Genomic DNA, 22,256 nt, shown 5'->3' with positions numbered 1-22,256 from the left:
TGCGGACTCACAGAGCAGGCTCTACACCCTCATTTACGAAGAGCCCCTTTGGAGGAAGCCGCGGAGGGATACAAGGCCATGGATGAACGCCGAGCCACCAAGGTGTTGCTGACCACCACCTGAGCCCGCTGCGTGAAATCACCGGTGGGTGATGAGGTGACACCCTGTTGCGGGTCATCTCATCACCCACCGGTGATCTCATATGGGAAGTTCACACCTCAGAAGCGGGAGATCTCCTCCACCTCTTCCTTCTCCGGCGAGCGCAGCAGGTTGGCCACCCAGGCCACCACCCACAGCAGGATGCCGATGGCCAGCAGGGCCCCTGCGATCTCGTACTGCAGCCATTCCGCACGGGAACGTGCCCAGGGCCCCACCAGGAACAGGGAGAACAGGGCGCCCAGGATGGGCAGGACAGTGGGTGTGCGGAAGCCGTCTTCCGGGGTGGGATCACGGCGCAGAATCAGCACGGCCACGTTGACCACGGCAAACACGCACAGCAACAGCAAAGCGGTGGTGCTGCCCAGGGCGGCCACAATCCCGCTTTCAGAGTTCTGGTTGACGTAGGCGATCAACCCCAACGCCAGCAGGGTGCTGAACAGGATGGCCACCCACGGGGAGCGGCGCTTGGGCAGAACATGGCCCAGTGCCTTGGGCAGCACGCCCTGCTTGGCCATGCCGTAGAGCAGGCGGCTTGCCATGAGCATGTTGATCAGTGCGGTGTTGACCACGGCAAACACGGTCAGGAACGGGAAGATCGCATCCACCGGAATACCCGGGGCACCAATGCGCACCACGTCCAGGAGGATGCCGGCGTCGGGGTTCTTGGGGTTGGCGATGTCTCCTGCGGGGACCACCATGATCACCGTGGCCGCCACCAGCATGTAGATGATGGCGCACAGGCCAAGTCCGGTCAGCATGATCTTGGGGAAGATCTTCTGCGGGTTCTTGGTCTCCTCCACCAGGTTCACGGAGTCTTCGAATCCCACCATGGCAAAAAACGCGATGGCGGTTGCCATGGTCACGGCGGTGAAGATGCTGCGGTCCTGCGGGGTTTCAAACACCACCAGGCGGCTGGCATCGCCTTGTCCGTTGGCGATCGCCATGGCACCGATGGCGATGATCACGGCCATGACTGCCAAGGTGACCACGGTGAGGACCACGTTGAACTTCACGCTCTCCCCCACGCCACGCAGGTTGATCAGCGCCAGGATCACCACAATCACCATGGCCGCGAACATGGAGGCGTTGGGGCCTGATGGCACACCCTCCCAGAACTGGCCGATCCCGATCAACAGGTTCTTGCCCACCAGGGTTGAGGAGGTGGCCGCACTGGTGATGCCCGAACAGGCCACGGTGAACGCCACAATGAAGGTGATGAAGTGAATTCCGAAAGCCTTGTGCGCATACAATGCAGCGCCTGCGGCAAACGGATACTTGGTCACCAGTTCCAGGTAGGAAAACGCCGTGAGGGTGGCAATCACAAAGGCCAGCAGGAACGGCAACCAGGCCACGCCTCCCACCTGACCGGCCACCCGGCCTGTGATGGCAAAAATGCCGGCGCCGATGATGTCGCCCATGATCAGCAGCAACAACAACTTGGGTCCGATGACCCGTTTGAGGTCCCCGCCTTCGTGTCCACCCTCAATGGTGGCAACAGCCGTGGTGTCGAGCTTGGCCATGAACCAACCCCTTTCTGAAATGCCCGGCGTTGAGCCGGTGCGCTGGAGAGTGCCCGCAGACTACTCTCGCGCTGTTTCAGTTCGAACATCCAGCAGCGTGCAGCCGAAATATTTCACCGGCGAGATCACCGTTTACTGCTGAGATGACACGCAACGGGGTGTCATCTCAGCCGTAAACGGTGATGTCACGATCAACAGTAGCCCCAGATCACGGCTGCAGTCGCTGCACGCTCCATCCGTGGTTGGAATCCATGGGCAGCGGCCGATCCGCGCTCCACTGGACACGGTCATGGAGGCGCGCCGGCATCCCCACCCAGAACTCGACCTCAACGGGACGCAACCGGTACCCGCCCCACGTGGTCGGCAACGGCACCTCACCGTCCGGGTGGGCACGTTCAACCTTTTGGAAATTCTGAGCCACCTGTTCCCTCGATTCCACGGGCTGTGACTGATGGGAGGAGCTGGAGCCGATCTGGGACTCGCGGGGGCGTGTTTGCCAGTAGGCAAGGTCCTCATCGCGTGAGGTCTGCTCCACCGGCCCACGGAATCTGACCTGGCGGAACATGGGATGCCACAGCATGGTGATGGATGCCGCCGGTGTTGTTTCCAACTGCTGGCCTTTTGCCGATGCCCGGTTGGTGAAGAACCGCAATCCTTGAGCGTCAAAATCCTTGATCAACAACACTCGGCTGTCCGGCAGGCCAGTCCCGACGTCGAACGTGGCCAACGTGGCCGCCGCCGGTTCCGTCACCCGCGGATCCGCCACCGCGGCTTCCCACCATTGCTCCAACAACGTCAGCGGTGTGGGTCCGCGCTCTGTGCCACCTGCAGCCTCCAGTCCGGTGCCGGTGTAGACAATCCGTTGGTAGTCGTTGCTGTGCACGGTTGCTCCATGTCCGTCTGACCGGGGTGCCGGGATCGGCGCCCCACCTCCATTGTGCGTCCGGGAAGAGTAGGGGCGGGTGCCATGATGTGGTCATGTCGCCCCAATCGGAACAGGCGGAAGCCCTAGCGGTGCAGTTGATCTCCGGCCCCGGTGCTGACCGTGCGCTGGCCGCTGTCACCCGCGCTGCGCAGTTGTGTGTTCCTGGTGCCTCGGCCTCCGCCCTGCCGACCGGCTCCTGGCGGCTGGTTCAGCTCAACCACCGCCCTGGTGCCGGTGTGACCGGTTGTTTCGCGGTGATGGTGGACCGCCGTCCGTCGTCGTTACCGCGGCACCGGGGGTTGCGTCCGGGTGAGGTCATGGTGTGTCTGTCCACGGCCCCCATGCCCCGTGATGCTCAAGTGACCACCATCCAGTGGAAGGGTTTGAGGTTCTTCGCCTGGTTGTGGCCCCAAGATCCCTGGCTGCCGGGTTTGCACTCCGCCGCTGCCCCCACCGCCGATCTTGTGGGGGACGGCCCCGTTCGCAGTGTTCCCGTGGGCTATCGCCCCACACGCCGGGCCGTGTTCCGGGTGTTCTCCGGGCCGCCAGCACAGGTCAATTCACGGGCCATCACCACACGTCACCACGACGACGACCAGCACCTGGCCTACATCAAAGTTGTCCGCCCGTCCAGGCAAGCCGAGTTGCTACACACGCACAACCTTCTGACGCTGGCAAACGTTCCTGTGCCCAGGCCCCTGGCAACCAGGGGTGACGGCGCGGTGGCCCTGAGCCCCGTGGCCGGGCCCACGGTGGCGCAGGTCTTCTGTGGACGCGATACGGAGATCCCCGATCCCGAACAACTGATGGCTGTTCTGGACAGGTTTCCACCAGAGGTGATGAACCTGTCGAGCCGCCCGTCCTGGGCGGACCGCGTGCTGGACCACGCGCGTTCGGCGATTGGCGCACTACCGGATGAACAACGCCGCGTACATTCCCTGGCCGAACGAGTGCACACCGCATGTGTCTCACCTGCGGATTCAGACCTGGTCCCCACGCACGGCGATTTCCACCCGGGCAACGTGATCCTGGGGCCTCACCCGGTGGATCCGGCCCTTGGGCCCATCACGGGAGTTCTGGATCTGGACAACGTGGGACCAGGGCGGCTCAGTGACGATCTGGCGTGCTATCTGGCACATCTGTGGGCACTGGCCGGCGACAGCCCTGCCCGTTCACATCTAACGATCCTGCAGCGCCACACCCGGATCTTTGACGAACTGGTGGAACCCGCTGAATTGCGCGCCCGGACTGCAGGTGTGTTGATCTCCTTGATCGGTGTCTCGGCCCGGCGTCACGGCGCTGAGGCCGCCAAAGATCGCCTGCGCCGGGCCGAGACATTGATGCGGGAGTACGAGCGTTTGTCCTGACCACCGATCATGCGCATCGCGCTGCTGGCATCACAGCACATGATCAGGAGAGAGAGACAGAAAACTCCACCAGCTCTGCCGCCCGATCGGCACCGCCAGCTGCCTCCATCTCCCGTTGAACCACACACACTATGTTGTGCAAACCGTCGTCAGCCAGCATGGACCGGACCGTTGCCCCGATCCGGCCGATTGTTGCCTTGCGCTGATGGATGCGCCGGCCCACCCCGGCGCGCGCCACGGTGGCCGCCACCATCGGCTTGTCCTGAGCACCTGGCACCACCAAGACAGGCACACCGTGACCCAGAGCGGTCAAAACCGCCCCATATCCACCGTTGGAAACGAACAGATCGGCGCGCTCAAACATCAGGTCTTGGTCCACCCAGTTCACATATTGCACCGATCCACCACCTGCGCTGGGGGCTGCGGATGGTTTCCCCTCACCACCGTCCTTGAGCCCGCTGACCACAATCCTGCAATCGGAATCTGCCAAAGCCTGGACCACCCGCTGACCCAAAGGAAAATCGTCACGTCCCAACGTGCCCTGACTGACATGGATCAGCGGGGAATTGTTGGCCGGAAGTCCTCCGGAATCCGGATCGGCGTGAGCACGCCCGAAACTTCTTGCACCCCGGGCCGCATCTCCGATGAAATGAAGGACCTGACCCTGGCCAGATTCCAGACCTTCCAGTGTGGGCACTCCTTGGGCCAACACCAATTGGTTGGACCACGTACCTTCCAGGCCCAGTTGCCGCGTTGGAGGCAGCCCCACCTCCGCCCGGGCTGTGTTGTGGAAATGCCGGAAGGCCCTGTTGACGGTGAGATCTGCTGCCGTGGTGCAAAGGCGCCCCATGCCCAGACCTGTGGGCGATGCCGTAAATGATGCACAGGGAATTCCAGCGAGCTCTGACACCAGACCAGGTCCGATGCACGTGGCATCCGCCACCATCGCATCCACCGGATGGGTGCTGTTCAACACCATGATGTCCTGGGTCTGACCGGCAGCGCTGCCAAAAAAGATGTGCTCAAAACTGCTCAGCATTGCCAGCAGACCATCACCTGAACGCATCTTGGCAACGCCGGGTCAGGATCCTTTTGATCAAAGTCCGGGGCATGGTTGAACGGTAACCAGGTGCCACCGGCAGATTTCACGTGAGTCTGAAATGCGGCACCAGTGTAGAAAGTGACCGAATGACCACGGTTCACCAGCGCGTGGGCCACGCCCAATAACGGGAGAACGTGGCCTGAAAACGGCATGGCGGCTATCAGAATGTGCATCGGTGGTACTCCCTACGCTCGCCGTGACGCACACGATACGCGGCTTTGCTGACCTCACAGGGCCTCACATCACAAGTGGCGTCCTCTGCTGGGGGCCGGTGGGGTCTTGGGTGCAGGCAGGCCCCACATGTACGGCACGTTGGCGGTTGCCCGCTGGATGCCCAGGCACAGCATCACGGCCAGGACTGTGAACACGGGCGGACCAGCCCAGTGGAGCCAGGGCCACACGGCGCTGTCCGTCGGGTTGGCCACCACCCAGGTCAATGCCACCACTGCCAACTGCATCAGCAGCGGGTGGAGCACGTAGACAGCCAGGCTGCGCGGCCCAACACGCCGCGCCCACCGCAGTCCGGGTTTGCCGTCCAGACGGGAGAGCAGGAAAAGCCCCGCGGGGATGGCCAGTAGAGGCGGGAGGACTCCACCGAAGTTCTCCAGGACGGGGATGTCCCGTGTGGGCATCCAGACCAGGATCGCGGCCATGAACGCCAGGCACCAGAGGATGCCCTGCCATGTGGGCACACCTGCCACCCAGGTGCGGATGCCCTGGGACCACCATGCACCCACCAGGAAGAAGACCCAGTTGGTGAAGAGTTCATTGGTCCCCCAGCTGACGTCTGCCACCAGGCCCGGGACGAACACCAGGAAGAGCAGACCGGCCAGGGCCACCACCCATTCGTTGGGGGTGACTCCCAACAAGCCCTGGAGCGCGTAATAGATCGCAAGGGCCAGCAGGAACCAGAGATACGAGTGAAAGGTGACGGTGTGCCAGACGATCTCGGAGAACGTGGCCCCGGCCGTGCGATCGCGGTCCACCGCCCCGATCACCGGGTAAACCACCCAGTAGACGGCGGTCCAGAACAGGAACAACCACGCCATGTTGACGGGGCGCAGCCGCCAGAAGCGCGTGCCGTACTTGGTCATGGAGCGGGTGACAAAAAACCCTGCCACCAGCATGAACACGGGCATTCGCCACTGCCCGATCACAATGTTGAGCTGGTTCAAGAGGTTGGCCACCTCCCATCCTTCACCGCCCAGGATCTTGATGCTGTGACCGAACACCACCAAGGTGATGGCCACACCCTTGACGGTGTCCATCCATTCTTCGCGGGCGGGCTTCCCCGGACCCGCCCCGGGGCTCTGCTGATGAGCCAAGGTGCTTCCCCCAATGGTCGCGTTTGGTGCACGGCCATGGCTCAGCAACGCTGAATGTTCTGCCTGTCCCCTGTGATGCCGGGGCGCGCACAGATTCCCCAAGAGTGCGCGCGCATCAGACGTTCTGCGTGATCCAACTTAACCGCGACACGGACGGCAAGCGACCTCAGAAGGCTATGACGTTTCCCACTCGCCCAGACCCATGAATATTGCTGTGACTTGCAAAAACAAACCTTGACGACGACGCCGGCGCCCCGGCATCGCACGCTGACTCACCCCAACTGCGTGGGTACCGCGTGAGCACCAACATCACGCAATTGTTGTGCCAGACGGGTCGCAGCATCCTGGTCTACGGTCAGGGCGATCATGGTGGGCCCCGATCCGGAGACCATGGGCACAGCACCTGCCAGCCGCAGTTCCTGGAGCCGCGGCCCCAGGTGCGCGGCGAGCTCCACAGCTGGTGCTTGCAGGTCGTTGCGCAGGCATCCGAACACCTGCGCCAACGTGACGGGTTGACCGGCCAGGGCATCCAGCAGGTCCTCGGGCACAGCCAGGGAATCAGGCTCCGGGGTGGTCAACCTCCCCTGGGCTCGCAACTCATCCAGCGTGGCAAACACGGCGGGTGTGGACAGTGCGCCGTCGTCGGCAATCAGGACCGCTGACCAGGGCTCGCCCACGGCAACGGGCACCAGATCCGCCCCCGTCCCGGTGCCGATGGCAGCTCCCCCGGTCATGGCAAAGGGCACGTCTGCGCCCAACCCACGGGCGATCTCCAGGGCGTCACTGACCATGGTCTCCCGCCCGGTCACGGCCGAGACCAGTTCCACGGTGGCCCGGATGGCGGCAGCAGCATCAGCAGATCCACCACCCATGCCACCGGCCACAGGTACGGACTTTTCAATGTGCAGGCGCACCCCACCGGGCAGTCCACCGGCGCCCTCGATCACGGCCTGTGCCGCTCGAACGGCCAGGTTTCCGGCATCCACGGGCACCTGTGCCAGGTCAAAGCTGCCGCAGTGTTGTTGTTGGTCCACCAGGGAGTCGGGAACCACGTCCACCGTGCACATGATCTGCCCGGCGGTCAGGTCAGGGTCATAGGTGGCGGTGACGGCTTCACAAACGTCTGTGGCCACGTAGAGGCTGGCCACATCGTGGTACCCGTCCGCACGAACCGGTCCCACGGCAAAGAACAGGTTGACCTTGCCGGGTGCTTCCATCCGAACCGAGGTGGTGTTCACGCGCGGTACTGCCCTTCCACCGGATACACGTTGTGGTTCACACCTGCCGCTGCGATCGCTGCGAACTGGTGAACGTCCAGCTTTTCCCCACGTTCGGTGGGCTGGATGCCGGCAGCGATCAGGATTTCTTCTGCCGCAGCCCCCGAACCGGCCCATCCGCTCAGGGCCGCCCGCAGGGTTTTGCGCCGCTGGGCAAAGGCGGCATCCACCACGGTGAACACGGCTTCACGGTCCGCGGCATCTGCCCGGTTCCCGGTCAGACCCTGGGCCGTACCGGCACCGATCTGCGCCACGGGCTCGGATCGCCGGACCAGGCGCACCAGCCCGGAACTGATTCTGGGTGCGGGCCAAAACACCTGGGTTCCGATCACCCCGGCCTTGGACACTTCCGCAAACCACGAGGCTTTCACGGACGGCACCCCGTAGACCTTGGAGCCAGGTCCTGCTGCCAAGCGATCGGCCACCTCGTCCTGGACCATGACCAGACCATGACGAATGGAGGGGAAGCTGCCCATCAGATGCAGCAACACGGGCACGGCCACGTTGTACGGGAGATTGGCCACCAGCGCATCCGGTGTCTGGGGCAAATCGGTGACTGCCAGGGCATCCGATTCAACGACGTCGATCCCCTCCACCCGCTCCGGGCGGAACCTGGCAACGGTTTTGGGCAGCTGGCGGGCCAGTGGAGGATCAATTTCCACCGCCACCACGTGCCGGGCCACATCCAACAGACCCAAGGTCAACGACCCCAGACCGGGGCCCACCTCCAGGACCGTCTCCGCTGCGGGTTCAAGATCGGCAGCCGCCACGATGCGCCGAATGGTGTTGGGGTCGATCACAAAGTTCTGCCCCAGAGTCTTGGTGGGACGGATCCCCAGAAGCTCCGCAAGCTCTCGGATCTCGGCAGGACCCAACAGAGGTGCAGGCGTGGTGCGGGGGGAATCAATCACGGCTGGATTCTACCGGTCCTTAAGATCCACAGCCGCTTCAGTGATCCCCGTAGACGGAACGAACCGTGGCATCCACCTGCGTGCAGAACTGCTCCAGAGGGATCTGCCGATGCTCGGCAATCCACCGGGCGGTCTGCACCACCATGTACGGCGCATTGGGCCGGCCGCGGTAAGGGTGGGGGGTCAAAAACGGTGCGTCTGTCTCCACCATGATCAGCTCCGGGCGGGCCACCCGCAGGGCTTCTTGGAGATCTGTGGAGTTCTTGAAGGTCACGGTGCCTGAAAAGGACATGTACCAGCCGTTGTCATTGCAGATCCGCGCCAGCTCGGCATCCCCGGAGAAACAATGGAACACGGTGCGTTCCGGTGCCCCCTCGTCCTGGAGAATCCGCACAATGTCCTGGTGGGCGTCACGGTCGTGGATCTGCAGCGCCTTGCCCACGGACTTGGCCAGCCGGATGTGCTCCCGGAAGGCGTCATGCTGGTGGTGCCTACGGGTCTTGCGGGTACGGAAGTAGTCCAGCCCGGTCTCCCCGATCGCTCGCACGCGATCATGGGCGGCCAGTGCGGTGATCACCTGAAGCGCATCCTCAAGCTCACCGGCCTCGGCCAGTGCAGGAGTCTCATTGGGGTGCAGTGCCACAGCCGCCAGAACACGGTCATCGGCCTCAGCCGCTTCTACGGCCCACCGGGCGGATTCGACGTCGTACCCCACCTGGATCACCCCGCGCACCCCAAGATCGGCGGCGGTGTCCAGGATGTCGGTCAGCCCGATCCGCACCCGGCCGTCCTGGGTGTCCATGTGGGTGTGGTTGTCCACGATCGGCACGGGCAACGGCGCCGGTGCCTCCGGGAACCGCAGATCTCGGGTGTGCCCGGACTCGGCCTTGTGGTCCCGGCGGTCCGTACCGGCTCCACTGGCAGCATTCTCCGGAACACCGTAGTGCTCCGGACGATAGGCCTGAGGAACCTCACCGGTGGTGGTGACGGGGCGGTCAGACGGGTCTGGCCACAGGGAAGCAGCGCGGTTGGAGGTCATCCCACCAGCCTAGTCAGCTCTCCCGTGCGGCCAACACGGACTCGTAGAGCTCCCGTTTGGACAGACCCTGGGCTGCTGCCACCGCACCTGCGGCGTCCTTGAGTCGAATCCCGTCCGCCACCAGTGCCTCGACTTCCTCCACCAGGTCTTCCGGTTTCTGCGGATCCGGTTCCGGGGCGCCCTGCACCACGACGACGATTTCCCCACGAACTCCCTCACCCTCCACCAGCTCGGCCAGGGAACCGACCGTGCCGCGCAGAACTTCCTCGTGGAGTTTGGTCAGCTCGCGGGCAACCACTGCCGGACGTGCGGAACCGAAGGCTTCCGTCAGGGCCGTCAACATGGCCCCCAACCGGTGCGGTGCCTCGTAGAACACCATGGTCCGGGGTTCGGTGGTCAAGTCCTGTAGTCTGGCTTCACGCTGACCCGATTTGCGGGGCAGGAAACCTTCAAACACGAACCGGTCTGACGGCAGTCCGGAGACCGCCAGCGCTGTGAGCACAGCAGATGGCCCTGGCAGGGCCGTGACTGTGAGTCCTTCCGCCGCCGCGGCAGCAGCCACCCGGTAGCCGGGGTCGGAAACGGTGGGCATCCCGGCATCTGAGACCACCAGGACGGTTCTGCCGGAACGCACCTCCGCCAGCAGGTCTTCCGCTGAGGCTGCCTCGTTGTGTTCGTGGTGGGCCACCAGGCGTGCACTCAAGGTGATTCCCAGGCCGGAGGCCAACTTGCGGGTCCGCCGGGTGTCTTCTGCGGCGATCACTTCCGCGGTGGCCAAGGCCTCACGCAAGCGGGCGCTGGCATCCCCCAGGTTCCCGATCGGTGTCCCGGCCAACACCAGCGCACCGGAGGGCAGCGCAGAGGTGGCCGGTTCCCCAGTGGCTGAGGACTGAGGGCTACTGATGGGGTCTTGGGAAGTCACGCACCCAACTCTAGGCGGGACATCCACTTCACGGTGGACCCAGAACGCAGGTGGGTCACCTACCATGACGGCCGTGACCTCATCCCCCCAAGCCCCCGAACCCAACGGCCCGGATTCCGCCGCCTCGCTAGCCTCCGGCAGCACCGCCGCGCGTTGCGCCACGGCATCCCGGGCGTGGGCACCGGCCCGGCAGGCACCCCAGGACCGGGTGCAGTTGCGCGAACGCCTCCTGCCCGGTTGGGCACCTGTGGCCGGCTGGATGTGGATCCTTCCCGTGTTGCCGGTGGTGTTGGGCGCCATCTTGCGGTTCTGGCAGCTCAGCCGCCCCCAGGACATTGCTTTTGACGAGACCTATTACGTCAAGGACGGCTGGGCCCTGGTGCTATCCGGCTACGAACAACAGTGGCCGGAAAACGCCGACGACGGCTTCTCCAGCGGAAATGTTCCCAGCCCCACGGGAGAAGCGTCATTCGTGGTGCACCCACCGCTGGGAAAACGGCTGATCGGTCTGGGGATGATGCTCTTTGGCCCCGGGGACGCCTTTGGATGGCGGTTCTTCCCCGCCGTGGCCGGGACCGCCATGATCGCCCTGGTGGTGATCGCAGCGCTGTTGATGTTCCGCTCCCCCGTGGTGGCGGCCGTGGCCGGGACACTGCTGGCCGTGGACGGTCTGCACCTGACGCATTCGCGCTTGGCTCTGCTGGACATTTTCCTGGCGTTGTTCATCCTGCTGGCCTTTGTGTTCCTGCTGCTGGACCGAGTTGACGGCCGCCTGCGGCTGGTCAAACGTCTGACGGACCCCAAACGCCCGCCACAGCCCGATCCATACCTGGCAGGACCGTGGCTGGGCATCCGGTGGTGGCGGATCGCAGCTGGGATTTCCTGCGGGCTGGCCATAGGCGTCAAGTGGAACGCTTTGTACTACGTGGCAGCGCTGGGGCTGATCACCGTGGCCTGGGACCTGGGCGCTCGCCGCGCGGCCGGAGTGCGGATGTGGTTTCCGGCCGGTGTTCTCAAGGACGGCTTGTTCGCCTTCGTCTCCATGATCCCCGTGGCCGCCCTGACCTATCTGGCCACCTGGACCGGTTGGTTGCGGACCTCAGGCGGGTACCACCGCCAGTGGGCCGCCAACAATCCGGGCGAAGGCGTGCAGTGGTTACCAGAGTCCCTGCGCTCGCTGTGGGAGTACCACAAGGCGGCGTACAACTTCCACGTAGGCCTGGATGCAACGCACACCTACATGGCCGGGCCGGCCCAGTGGCCGATCCTGGGCCGCCCAACGTCCTACTTCTACGAATCCCTGCAGAACGGAGAGGGCGGCTGCACGGCCTCCAACTGCTCCCAGGCCATTCTGAACGTGGGCAACCCGGTCATCTGGTGGTCAGCCATTCCGGTGATGATCACGCTGCTGGTGCTGGCCCTGGTGTGGCGCCGTTGGCGATTCGACTGGCGGTTGCTCTCTCCCTTGGCACTGGTGGCCGTGGGCTGGTTGCCGTGGTTCGCCTTCCCCGAGCGCACCCAGTTCTTCTTCTACGCACTGCCGTACGTACCGTTCATGGTGTTGCTGCTGGCTGCAGGGGTGAGCATGCTGATCCCCGGCCCGGAAACCCCACAGGTGCACCGGGTGCTCAGCTGGAGCGTGATCGGTCTGTGGCTGGTGTTGGTCCTAGCGGTGGCCGCCTACTTCTGGCCCATCTGGTCAGCCCAAGTCATCTCCTATGATGCCTGGCACCAACGCATGTGGTTCCCCAGCTGGATCTGACGGAGCCACTCAACACACACGACGCCGCAGCGCCCGGCGCCCCCACAGGATCACGGCCGCGCATCCCGCCACGGTCAGCAGCGCCACGGTGGCCGCGGCGTCAATCCAGAACTGTGTGGGGTAGAGCCGGATCAAGGTGTCCGAGAGACTGAAGGTCCAGGTTCCATCGGCAAAGAACAGGCTGTGGAACGTGGTGAAGAACCATTCCCAGGAGAGCATCCCCACCACAGCCAGCACCGCCAGCGCGGCAATGGTCACCCATGCACCCCGCATTGCGGCCCGGATCAAGCCCGCCGCATCACGTCTGCGGCGCAGCACCACGGCCACCAGCGCCACCAGGACCACGCCCACAGCTGCAGCCAGACCGAGCTGCATGACGTATTTGACGTCCGTCATGTGGGAGATTTCCTCCGGACGGAACCAGGCCAAGCCGTTGGCCGTTCGGACATCGCCCAGGAAACTGGGCGGGGCCCAGTTGAGGATGTAGTCCACACCGTGCGAGCCCAGGCTCATGCGTTGCCCGGGCCCGAATCCATAAGGGTCATCCGGGAAACCCGGGCGGTTGTACTCGATCCACAGAAACACCGGGGAAGCCACCAAGCGCACCGCCACCGCCAGCAGCCCCAGTGGCACGGCCAACCCCACCAGGAATCGAGTGAGCAATCGCAGCCCCGTGGCCGCTTCGGCGTCGTGGTCATCCCGGAAAGCACCGGCCTGATCCGTGGCGCTGCGGGAGCCTGCAGGTTCAGGGTTGTCCTCCCAGGGGCCGACCGCACCACGGTGGGTTGAGGTGGCCGAGGCCGGGTTCCAGTCGGGACCCACAGCACGCATGGAGCCGGTCTCCGTGGGAATGTTGCCCAGCAGGTCCATGGAACCGGTGGGGGTCACGGCTGCGTTCAGCCGCCCCCAGTCCTCACCGGTGACCTTGCCTGCCGCAGTGCTGCCGGTGCCCTCCCGTGATGACTGGGATCGGCCGGTGGAACGGGATTGGCGTGGGCTCACGGGGCTACTTCTTTCACAGGCAACCCCGGCGCGCTCACGATGCGTCTGGCGTCTGGGTCAGGGGCAGAAAATTGGGAATCCCGTCAACCACGGGAAACACAGGATGAACGCCCTCACTGTAGGGGCGTTCACTCATCAAATGGTGGTCATCAACGGCCACCAGTTTGGCACGTGTCATGGGGCAACAGATCACGGCACGCAAAGCCGGTGACAGGCTGGAGACTCCGTCGCCACGTCGCATACGGGGAGGTGCGGGGGTTGCAGTCATGGGTGGTGTCTTTCCGTGGCCCGCGGGGGTTGGGGGGGTCTTCACCGGCTCGTCTGCTCAAGAGTTGGACCACTCAGGAGTCGGTCCACTCAAGAATCGGAACGGGGACGACGCCGCAAGTGCGGTATCCGCATCCCCTTGGGCTGAGCGGGGGTGGAGTCACGGATCATCTCACGCTCGGAGTCCTGGTGGAAAAAGATTTCATTGACCAAGGAGTCCTCGCCGTCATACGACTCTTGGGCCGAGGGTCCTGATTCTTGGCGGGCGGACTCACGGTCCTGCCTCGAGGGTTCAGGGCTCGTGCTGACCGGCGCAGACCGCTGCATGGCGGGCTCAGCCCTCTGCGACCGGGCTTCGGCCACAACCGGGTCAGGCTTGCCCAGCGTGGTTGGCTGGTGAACAGGGGCCAAGGGCGTCACGGAGGCGTGGGAAGCCGCCTGGGTGTCCTGATCGATCCCCGGAACCTCCACCCGCAGGATCTCCCATCCACGCGGAGCAGTCATCCGCTGGGCATGGGTTTCACAAAGGTCGTAGGCGTGGGGTTCGTTGTGCACGGACAAGGGGCCCACCACAGCGGTGGAATCCGCGTAAACGTAGGTCAGGGTGTACAGCGCTTCACGCTTGCACCCCTGACGGGAGCACAGCCGCGCCAGGGGCGCCTCAGATTGTGTGTCCACCACAGGAGAGGATTCGGATCAGCGGCCTGCGCGGCGCAGACGGCGTCGTTCACGCTCGGAAAGGCCACCCCAGATGCCGAACTTCTCATCGTGGGCCATGGCGTAGTCCAGGCATTCCGATTTGACCGGGCAGGCCTCACACACGCGCTTGGCGTCACGCGTGGAACCGCCCTTTTCCGGGAAGAAGGCTTCCGGATCCGTCTGGGCACACAGCGCATCCGTCTGCCATGCCAACTCGCCTTCATCGCCGTCGATCCCGTAGGCCCCGGCAACCGCCTGCCAGATGGAACCGGGCACGGCCGCTGCATCGGTGACGTGCTCGGGGGCCTCAGCTGTGAGCTGCTGACGCTGGTTGGAATCCGTGTAGCGCTGCGCTGCGTCAGCATCCACCGGATCCAGGAACCAATCCTGCGGAACAGAACGGCTTCCCCGCCGCCGCCGTGCGGCCTGCGCCACCTCTGCGCGGTGATGGGCGGGCTCTCCCATGTCATTCCTTCCGGTCAGTTGGCAAGACGTGGAGTCTTCACTTCTCTTGAGGGGCGGGTACAGGCCCACCGGTTCCGCTCGAGGACGCGCTGACCTAAACTTCTGGGGTCTGCGAATCGGGGGCTCCGAGCACCGGAGTGGGGCCTTCACGGCACCTCGCCACGACATTAATTACACGCTTGTAAGCACCTGAACGTCAAGCTCGGATCCCAGGTTGGCAACTCCCGCCTGCACCACACAACCGCGGTGACGCGGTAGGCGGCAAGCAAAATCTCCGCACGTCACACGCATCCACACCCTGGATTCAGGGCAGTTCACCGAATCGGAGGCCACTTTGCCCACGATCTCCTCACCCCGCAGTGCTCAGCCACAGTCCGTGCCGGCGCTGCTGCAGTCCATGGCCCAGCAGCCCACCCCCGCTCTGGTGTTCTACGGTCACGACGGCGGACGCGTGGAACTTTCCGGCCGGGTCCTGGAGAACTGGGTGGCCAAGACCGCCAATCTGCTGGTGGATGACCTGGGCCTGATGCCCGCAGACCGGGTGCTGCTGGAGCCCACCGTGCATTGGCGTACCGCCGTGGTGGTGGCCGGTGTTTGGCGTGTTGGGGCCACGGTGGTGTTGGCGGATTCATCCGAAAACAATGGCGCCGGCGTGGCTTTGGCTGTGACCATGGCACCCGACGCGCAGCGGTCCTCTGCTGAAGGTGACGTGTTCGGCGCGGCCGCAGGCGACCTGATGGTGCTGGCCTACCCCGCGCTGGCCATGGAACTGGACCCCAGTTTGCTGCCGGCCGGTGCCATCGACTTCTGCGCGGAGATCCGCGCCCATGGGGACCACTACGCAGATGCCGGGGCGTCAGCAGCTGACCAGGAACTTGCGGTGGTCGGCCACAGCCAGCACCTCTCACTAGCCGAGCTCATGGCACAAGCACAGGAGCAGGCAGCAGACCTGCGCACGGGGTCAGGCCCGGTGAATGCGGTTCACCTCAACACGGCAACCTGGTCACCTGAGAGTTTCGCCCGCCTGCTGGCGGCGTGGATGACAGGCACCACGGTGGTGATCACGGACCGCCCGGGAACAGACGTGGCGCATCTTCTGTCCACCGAGCGCGTGGGGCTCACCTGGAGCTGAGGTCGTCGTCGTCCGTTCGTGTCTGCGTCGTCGTTGCTGCGGTGTGCGGTGAGGAACTGGAATCAGTGGCTGCTGCAGCAGCCGTTTCCCCCGCCTTGGGCTTGACCACCGGCAGGCGCCCGGTGATGGCAGCCATCTCTGAGGCGGTGGAGGGGGCAAAGCCGGGTTCGTCATCGAGCTTGACCGCGTACACCCAGAATCGGTACGCGAAGTAGCGGAAAATCGTTCCCAGGGCAGTGCCCACGATGGTTCCGGAAATGAACGACGCCGTTGGGCTGGTCAGGTTCAGTACGTAGTAGCTGACCACCACACACAGCAGTTCAATGGCCATGCCGATCGCGTTGGCAATCAGGAATTGCACCAATTCCTTCTTGGTGTCCGACTGCCGTTTGTCCCGGAAGGTCCAGTACCGGTTGGCCACCCAGGAGAACAACGTGGCCACCACCGTGGCAATCGCCTTGGCCTTGACGTGCCCACCCTCCTGGAAGACGGTGTGCATCAGAATCCAGACCACACCGGCATTGACCAGGAATGCCAGGCCACCCACGGTGCCGAACTTCATCAGTTCGGCCACAAACAGGTGCCAGGCAGCTTTGAAACGATTGATCATGTGAAACAGGCTTTCGAATGGGTTTCGCTCAATGCGCCTGTTGTCCTCATGAGTCACGGGGCTGACGGTTTGGCTCAGCCGTGCCAGGGGCAGCGCGTGCGCCCATCATAAGCACCCAGGCGAGTATTACCCTGGTGGGGTGAGCAACGCGACGCAGTCCTCGGAAAACACGGTCAACCGCCGTATCCCGTCCCCCGCTGCCACCACCGGCCCGGTGATCGGCGTGGTGGGCGGCGGTCAGTTGGCTCGCATGATGGGACCGGCCGCCACAGAACTCGGGATCGAGCTGCGCGTGTTGGCTGAAGCGCAGGACAGTTGTGCCATTCCCGCATCCGCCCACCACCAGGTGGGTGATTACACGGACCTGGCCACGCTGATGGACTTTGCCGACGGAGTGGATGCCTTGACCTTTGACCATGAACACGTGCCCAACCAGCATCTGCAGGCCCTGCTGACCGCAGGTGTTGCCGTGGAACCACGCCCGGAAGCTCTGGTGCACGCCCAGGACAAAATCGTCATGCGCCGCGCGGTGGAGAAACTGGGGCTGCCCAATCCGCGCTGGGCGGAGGTCTCCTCCGTTGATGAACTCGTGGACTTTGCCGCTGATCAGTGGCCCGTGGTGCTCAAGACCCCCCGCGGCGGCTACGACGGCAAGGGTGTCCTGATGGTGCATTCGGAACAGGACGCCCGTGGTGGCACGGCAGCCGAATGGTTCAACGCCCAACGCTTTCCGGCACTGCTGGCAGAAGAAGCCGTGCCGTTCACCCGGGAACTCTCCGCTCTGGTGGCTCGCACACCATCCGGTGAGGTCCGCTCATGGCCGGTGGTGGAATCCATCCAGGTTGACGGGGTGTGTGATGAGGTCCTGGCACCGGCCCCCGGCCTGGATCCTGACCTTGCGCAGGCCGCCGAACAAGCCGCCCGTACCTTGGCCACCGAGTTCAACGTCACCGGTGTGATGGCAGCTGAGCTCTTTGACGTGCCGGGACGCGGATTCCTGGTCAATGAGTTGGCCATGCGCCCGCACAATTCGGGGCACTGGACCATGGACGGCTCCGTGACCGGTCAGTTCGAACAACACCTGCGCGCCGTGCTGGACCTCCCGTTGGGTCAGACCGGGTTCATTGGCGGTGCCACGGTGATGAAAAACATTCTGGGTGGACAGAACCCGGATCTGTTTCAGGGGTTCACCACCGCCATGAGTCGCGTACCCGCTGCCAAGATTCACCTGTACGGGAAAGGCGTTCGGTTCGGCCGCAAGGTGGGCCATGTCAACGTCACCGGTCACAGCCCGCAGGATCTGCCGCAGCTGCAACAGCAGGCCGCTGAGGCGGCTCGAATCATCCGCGACGGCCACTGACCAGAGCACCAGCCCCACCAACTGCATGCAACACCACAGACCCATTACCGGCTGATCCCCAGAGAGCCGGAGTACCGTGACGGTGCATCGACCTCGCCCACGTCAATGGGCAGATCCACCTGCTGCGGCTCCGGCCGGTTACACAAGGAGAACAGAATGGATGACTCACAGCCCGTTGTGGGCGTGGTGATGGGTTCGGACTCCGATTGGTCCGTCATGGAGGCAGCCGTTGAAGTCCTGGCGGAGTTGGAGGTCCCGTGCGAGGTTGACGTGGTTTCCGCCCACCGCATGCCACACGAGATGATTCGTTACGGCGCCAACGCGGCTGAACGCGGATTGCGCGTGATCATCGCAGGCGCCGGAGGTGCTGCCCACCTGCCGGGGATGTTGGCCTCCACCACCGTGCTTCCCGTGATCGGCGTCCCGGTCCCCTTGAAAACCTTGGACGGTTTGGATTCGTTGCTCTCGATCGTGCAAATGCCCGCCGGAGTCCCCGTGGCCACCGTCTCCATCGGCGGCGCCCGCAACGCAGGCCTCCTGGCAGCCCGCATGTTGGCAGCAGGCACTGATCCGGACGCCCTGAAACTGCGCGCAGCCCTCGAGCGTTTCGCACAAGAGCTGAATCAGACGGCACACAGCAAGGGTGCCGCCCTGCGTGAGCGCGTGGCGGACTGACCACCCGCCCTCGCCCTTCTTCAGGCCGGCACTTCCCACTTCCCCGACCCACAGGCGCTCCCCCCGTGACAGCTTCACAAGACTTTCGCTACAACAGGTTCCCCGACGACGACGTCGTGGGGGAACTGGATGCCGATGCTCCCGTGCGCACCACCAGCCGCGTGGGCTCATGGGCGAATGCTCTGGTGAATCCGCGATACGTCTCCGCGGGCGGGCGCAACAAACGCGCGGGCCTGCTGCTTGCCGGGACCCTGTTGGTACCAGGTTCTGCACAGATCGCTGCAGGCAACCGCAACGTGGGTCGGATTGCTCTGACCGTCACTGTGGTGTGCTGGGCGCTGCTGGTTGTACTGCTGCTCTCCGCTCTTTTCTGGCGAACCCCCTTGATTTTCCTGGTGACCAACGGATTGACCGCGCCTGTGATCTCCCTGGTGCTGGTAGCCCTGGCCATCGGGTGGGGACTGCTGTTCCTGGACACCTTGCGGCTGATCAGACCAGGACTGTTGTCCACCAAGGCCCGGACCGTTGCCATTGTGGCCACCGTCGTGGCGGTCGTGGTGACTTCCGGGGGCCTGGGCTACACCGCTCACCTGGTCAATGTCACCCGAGCCACCGTGGGGCAGATCTTTGGGGGCGGTCTGCCGTTCCGGCCGGTGGACGGGCGCTACAACATTCTGCTCATGGGCGCCGATGCCGGTGAGGATCGATTGGGGCTGAGACCCGATTCCATGACAGTGGTGAGCATTGACGCCGGCTCGGGTCAAACCGTGACCATCTCCCTGCCACGCAATCTCCAGAACGTCCCGTTTGCTGATGGCTCGCCCATGCAAAGTGTCTATCCCAATGGCTACGACTGCGGGGACGAATGCCTGCTCAACGCCATCTACACGGATGTCACCCAGAACCACGAGGACGTGTACGGCAACGTGGATGATGCGGGAGCTGAGGCCATGATGGATGCGGCCTCCGGTGTCCTGGGCATTGAGGTTCAGGGCTACGCCATGATCGACATGGCCGGATTCGAGCAGCTGATTGACGCCATGGGTGGCATCACCATTGATGTTGGTGGTGAGGTACCCATTGGTGGTGGCACCAACGAGATCACCGGTCTGCCCAACCCCATTGACGGCTACATTGAACCGGGTGTGCAACACCTGGACGGCTTCCACGCCCTCTGGTACGCCCGCTCCCGTGAAGGGGCGTCGGACTACGACCGTCAAGCCCGCCAACGTTGCGTTCAGACGGCCATGCTCAAACAGCTGAGTCCGATCAACGTGGTCTCCAAGTTCGAGGAGATGGCGCAGGCCGGTACTCAAGTGGTGGAAACGGACATACCGCAGTCTTCCATCGGTTCGTTCGTGGATCTGGCCCTGAAAGCCAAGAACTACGACCTGATCGGTTATGCCGCAGGCCCGCCCTATTACGACGCGATGTTCCCCACGTACCCGGATTACGACCAACTGCACTCTGATGTTCAGCAGCTCTTGGACAGTGCTGACGGTTCAGGCCAGCCGCAGGCACAGGCGCAGGTACAGGCACAGGCCGTGGCCACAGATGCTCCTGTGTCCACAGGCTCCGGCCTGGGCGCGCGCGGATTGGTCATGGTGCCCACGGAAACAGTCACGGACCCCACTCAGCCAGAGGCCACCACAGAGGCCGGAGCAACGGATGGTCAATCCACCGAGCTCTCCCCCAACGGAACCTGCTCGGTGCCGTAAGCCGTTGCATGGTGCTGAATCCCGCCTACATTCCGGTGGCGTGGTCCTGAGCCAGGAATGGTCACTGCGGCCCCGGTACAGTAGCCCGGGTGACCAACATTCTTCAGAGCAAAGCATGGGCGGACTTCCAGACGGAACTGGGCCACACCGTGGTCAAGGATCAGGGTCCCGGATACTCCTGGCAGGCCACCGTTGAAGGTGGAGCCACCGGCCGATACCTCTACGCCCCGTATGGACCGATTGCCGATTCCCCGCAAGCCTTTGACGCCGCACTGGAATCCCTGAAGCAGGCAGCCAAGGCACACGGTTGCTGGTTTGTCCGTGTGGAGCCGGCCTTCGCTCAGATCCAGGACGGATTGGAAACAGCGGAGGCAGCGCTGCGTCGTCGTGGGTTGCAGTGGGCGCCACGTCAGGTGCAGCCGGGCCACACCCAGATCATTGACCTGACCAGGGATCAGGACGCACTGCTCAAGGACATGAAGTCCACCAACCGGAACCTGCACCGCAACATCCACAAGAAGGGTGTGACCTTCACGGCCACCACGGATCCGGATGCGGTTTCGATTCTGCTGAAGTTCCTGGACCAGACCGCTGAGCGCAAGAACTTCAACCGCCAGCAGGACGACTACCTGCGCACCGCCGCCCAGGTGCTCATGCCGCAAGGTGCCGCCGTGTTGTACGTGGCGCGCTTGGACGGGGAACCGATCGGCGCCTCCCTGGTCTACGACTCTGAAGACACCCGCACCTATGCGCACGCCGCCATGGACCGTGAACACCGCAAACTCTCCGCGGGCAGCCCCTTGGTGGTGCGCATGATTCTGGACGCCAAGGAAAAGGGTCAGAAGCACTTTGACCTCTTCGGCACCGCCCCGGAAGGTGCTGGGCCCGAACACGAATGGTATGGCTTCACCAAGTTCAAGAAGGACCTGGGTGGCGAACCCGTGGAGTTCCCCGGCACCTGGGACCTGCCGGTGTCCACGGCCAAGTACGCCGCCTACACCGGTGTCCGGATGGCTCGGGAGGGTCTTGGGACAGCCAAGTCCAAGGCGCCGGGCCTGCTGGCGACCGTCAAGGACACCGCACGCAAGGTCCGCGGACGTTCAGGCACCGACCAGGCCTGACACTCGCGCTCACGACGACGGGGCCCCGTACCGCGCCTGCGGTACCGGGGCCCCGTTCTCACCACGTGGTGGGCCTCAACGGCCGGCAGCGTCCCGGAAAGCCTGGAGGCTCTCTGCGTAAACCCGCTTGCCAAAGGCCAACGGACCCCGCGAGCGCCGGGAGGTGTCACCTTCCACGTGCTGGTTGGACCGGTCTGCTCCCGGCTGTTGCTCCACGTCGTTGGTAGGTTCCGGATCTGACGACGGGCCGGAGGTCGACGCCGGATCCAGCTGCCTGTCCTGATGGGGGCGTTCTTGGACCGCAGGTGAATCGGCCCGCTCGGTCTCCGGCTCAGGTCGGGGGTCGGACTGCGTCACCGACTCGGATTCAGGCTCAGCAGCTTCAGGCTCAGCAGCGTCCTGGCCTGTGGACTTGATGGCGTCGTGGGCTGTGGGGTCTGTGGCGTCCTGACCTGACGGTTCAGTTGCCTGGCGGCGCGCAGCGGCCTCCGGGGTTAGTGAATCGTCCGGGCCGCTGGAGCCGTCCGGGCCATCCGAGCCTTCCGGCGTCACGGGATCGATCTCACCCGTGGGGGTCTCATCCTCATGGTCCCGCTGCGCAGAGTCTTGCGCCGCGGCGTTGTCCTGCACGGTCGAGCTGGCTGCGGCTTGACCAGCACGCTTGCGTGCCCTGCGCTGCTTGCGTGCTTCCCGCTTGGAGATCTTGGTGCTGGGCTTGGCCGCCGTGGATTCGGCGTCGGCCTCCTGCTCCCATGTGCCCTGGCGGCCGTCAAGGGTCTGGTGGCCGACAAGGGTCGCGTGGCCGTTCGGGGTCTCATGTTCGCTTGCGGTCGAATTGGTGGTACCGGGCCGATTGGCAGTGCTGGCTTGATCGGCTGTTCTTGCCTGATGGGCGGCG

Annotated in this window: 20 protein-coding genes and 1 pseudogene; 7 read left to right on the top strand and 14 right to left on the bottom strand. The window is 64.2% G+C overall.

The window, feature by feature from the left end; genetic code table 11:
• Positions 1–218 precede the first annotated feature (218 nt).
• Positions 219–1,679 (bottom strand): APC family permease, encoded by a 1,461-nt coding sequence (locus L979_RS01360; RefSeq protein WP_047688298.1) that lies wholly within the window; start codon positions 1,677–1,679, stop codon positions 219–221.
• A 208-nt stretch (positions 1,680–1,887) separates the two neighbouring features.
• Positions 1,888–2,562: a pyridoxamine 5'-phosphate oxidase gene (pdxH, locus tag L979_RS01355; RefSeq protein WP_047688296.1), complete on the bottom strand. Its 675-nt coding sequence runs from the start codon at positions 2,560–2,562 to the stop codon at positions 1,888–1,890.
• Between the two features lie 95 nt (positions 2,563–2,657).
• Here pdxH and L979_RS01350 point away from each other — a divergent pair, with 95 nt between their 5' ends.
• Positions 2,658–3,971: a phosphotransferase gene (locus tag L979_RS01350; RefSeq protein ID WP_047688294.1), complete on the top strand. Its 1,314-nt coding sequence runs from the start codon at positions 2,658–2,660 to the stop codon at positions 3,969–3,971.
• A 43-nt stretch (positions 3,972–4,014) separates the two neighbouring features.
• Here L979_RS01350 and L979_RS01345 read toward each other — a convergent pair whose 3' ends face one another.
• The 7 genes from L979_RS01345 to rsmI all read right to left on the bottom strand — a co-directional run bounded on the left by L979_RS01345 (position 4,015) and on the right by rsmI (position 10,547).
• Positions 4,015–5,010 carry a glycosyltransferase gene (locus L979_RS01345; RefSeq protein ID WP_197052040.1) on the bottom strand — a complete coding sequence of 332 codons (996 nt, stop codon included), beginning with the start codon at positions 5,008–5,010 and terminating at the stop codon, positions 4,015–4,017.
• On the bottom strand, positions 5,004–5,246 hold the full coding sequence (locus tag L979_RS16140; RefSeq protein ID WP_168023470.1) for a glycosyltransferase: 243 nt from the start codon (positions 5,244–5,246) through the stop codon (positions 5,004–5,006). The genes L979_RS01345 and L979_RS16140 overlap by 7 nt, the downstream gene beginning before the upstream one ends.
• A gap of 69 nt (positions 5,247–5,315) precedes the next feature.
• The gene (locus L979_RS01340; protein ID WP_047688291.1) at positions 5,316–6,341 is read right to left on the bottom strand and encodes an acyltransferase family protein; all 1,026 of its coding nucleotides are present in this window, start codon (positions 6,339–6,341) and stop codon (positions 5,316–5,318) included.
• 329 nt (positions 6,342–6,670) lie between these two features.
• Positions 6,671–7,636: a 4-diphosphocytidyl-2C-methyl-D-erythritol kinase gene (locus tag L979_RS01335; RefSeq protein WP_231559345.1), complete on the bottom strand. Its 966-nt coding sequence runs from the start codon at positions 7,634–7,636 to the stop codon at positions 6,671–6,673.
• Positions 7,633–8,586, bottom strand: a complete 954-nt coding sequence (gene rsmA, locus L979_RS01330) for a 16S rRNA (adenine(1518)-N(6)/adenine(1519)-N(6))-dimethyltransferase RsmA (protein ID WP_231559344.1) — start codon at positions 8,584–8,586, stop codon at positions 7,633–7,635. Before rsmA ends, L979_RS01335 begins: the two co-directional genes overlap by 4 nt.
• Positions 8,587–8,623: 37 nt before the next feature.
• Positions 8,624–9,625, bottom strand: a complete 1,002-nt coding sequence (locus L979_RS01325) for a TatD family hydrolase (protein WP_047688289.1) — start codon at positions 9,623–9,625, stop codon at positions 8,624–8,626.
• 13 nt (positions 9,626–9,638) lie between these two features.
• Entirely contained in the window at positions 9,639–10,547 is a 909-nt protein-coding gene (gene rsmI, locus L979_RS01320) for a 16S rRNA (cytidine(1402)-2'-O)-methyltransferase (protein ID WP_369792953.1), read from the bottom strand.
• Between the two features lie 73 nt (positions 10,548–10,620).
• On the opposite strand from rsmI, the gene L979_RS01315 reads away from it, so the two are divergent.
• Positions 10,621–12,309, top strand: a complete 1,689-nt coding sequence (locus tag L979_RS01315; protein ID WP_231559343.1) for a dolichyl-phosphate-mannose--protein mannosyltransferase — start codon at positions 10,621–10,623, stop codon at positions 12,307–12,309.
• 9 nt (positions 12,310–12,318) lie between these two features.
• Here the strand turns inward: L979_RS01315 and L979_RS01310 are convergent, their stop codons facing one another.
• From L979_RS01310 to L979_RS16590, 3 genes are all read right to left on the bottom strand, one after another.
• The gene (locus tag L979_RS01310; RefSeq protein WP_231559342.1) at positions 12,319–13,311 is read right to left on the bottom strand and encodes a DUF1461 domain-containing protein; all 993 of its coding nucleotides are present in this window, start codon (positions 13,309–13,311) and stop codon (positions 12,319–12,321) included.
• 357 nt (positions 13,312–13,668) lie between these two features.
• Complete coding sequence (locus L979_RS14245; RefSeq protein WP_369792952.1) at positions 13,669–14,256, bottom strand: DUF3499 family protein; 588 nt, start codon at positions 14,254–14,256, stop codon at positions 13,669–13,671.
• Between the two features lie 18 nt (positions 14,257–14,274).
• Positions 14,275–14,742, bottom strand: a complete 468-nt coding sequence (locus L979_RS16590; RefSeq protein WP_052209308.1) for a WhiB family transcriptional regulator — start codon at positions 14,740–14,742, stop codon at positions 14,275–14,277.
• Positions 14,743–15,076: 334 nt separating this feature from the next.
• On the opposite strand from L979_RS16590, the gene L979_RS14235 reads away from it, so the two are divergent.
• Positions 15,077–15,874, top strand: coding sequence for a TIGR03089 family protein (locus L979_RS14235; RefSeq protein ID WP_052209307.1), 798 nt, complete (start codon positions 15,077–15,079; stop codon positions 15,872–15,874).
• On the opposite strand, the gene L979_RS01285 is transcribed toward L979_RS14235, so the two are convergent.
• Positions 15,861–16,484 (bottom strand): GtrA family protein, encoded by a 624-nt coding sequence (locus L979_RS01285; RefSeq protein WP_081993526.1) that lies wholly within the window; start codon positions 16,482–16,484, stop codon positions 15,861–15,863. The two genes, L979_RS14235 and L979_RS01285, sit on opposite strands and share 14 nt — an antisense overlap.
• A 184-nt stretch (positions 16,485–16,668) precedes the next feature.
• Here L979_RS01285 and L979_RS01280 point away from each other — a divergent pair, with 184 nt between their 5' ends.
• From L979_RS01280 to L979_RS01265, 4 genes are all read left to right on the top strand, one after another.
• The gene (locus L979_RS01280) at positions 16,669–17,844 is read left to right on the top strand and encodes a 5-(carboxyamino)imidazole ribonucleotide synthase (protein ID WP_047688302.1); all 1,176 of its coding nucleotides are present in this window, start codon (positions 16,669–16,671) and stop codon (positions 17,842–17,844) included.
• 156 nt (positions 17,845–18,000) lie between these two features.
• Entirely contained in the window at positions 18,001–18,519 is a 519-nt protein-coding gene (gene purE, locus L979_RS01275) for a 5-(carboxyamino)imidazole ribonucleotide mutase (RefSeq protein ID WP_047688285.1), read from the top strand.
• Positions 18,520–18,584: 65 nt separating this feature from the next.
• A complete protein-coding gene (locus L979_RS01270; RefSeq protein WP_231559341.1) occupies positions 18,585–20,237 on the top strand; it encodes an LCP family protein in 1,653 nt (550 codons plus the stop codon).
• A gap of 89 nt (positions 20,238–20,326) precedes the next feature.
• On the top strand, positions 20,327–21,358 hold the full coding sequence (locus L979_RS01265; protein WP_047688283.1) for a peptidoglycan bridge formation glycyltransferase FemA/FemB family protein: 1,032 nt from the start codon (positions 20,327–20,329) through the stop codon (positions 21,356–21,358).
• A gap of 75 nt (positions 21,359–21,433) precedes the next feature.
• Here L979_RS01265 and L979_RS16130 read toward each other — a convergent pair.
• Positions 21,434–22,256, bottom strand: a pseudogene (locus tag L979_RS16130) (hypothetical protein); the annotation flags it as partial.

The organism is Kocuria sp. ZOR0020 (assembly GCF_000800955.1).
Lineage (GTDB): Bacteria > Actinomycetota > Actinomycetes > Actinomycetales > Micrococcaceae > Kocuria > Kocuria subflava.
This window is presented reverse-complemented; position numbering and strand designations above follow the sequence as displayed.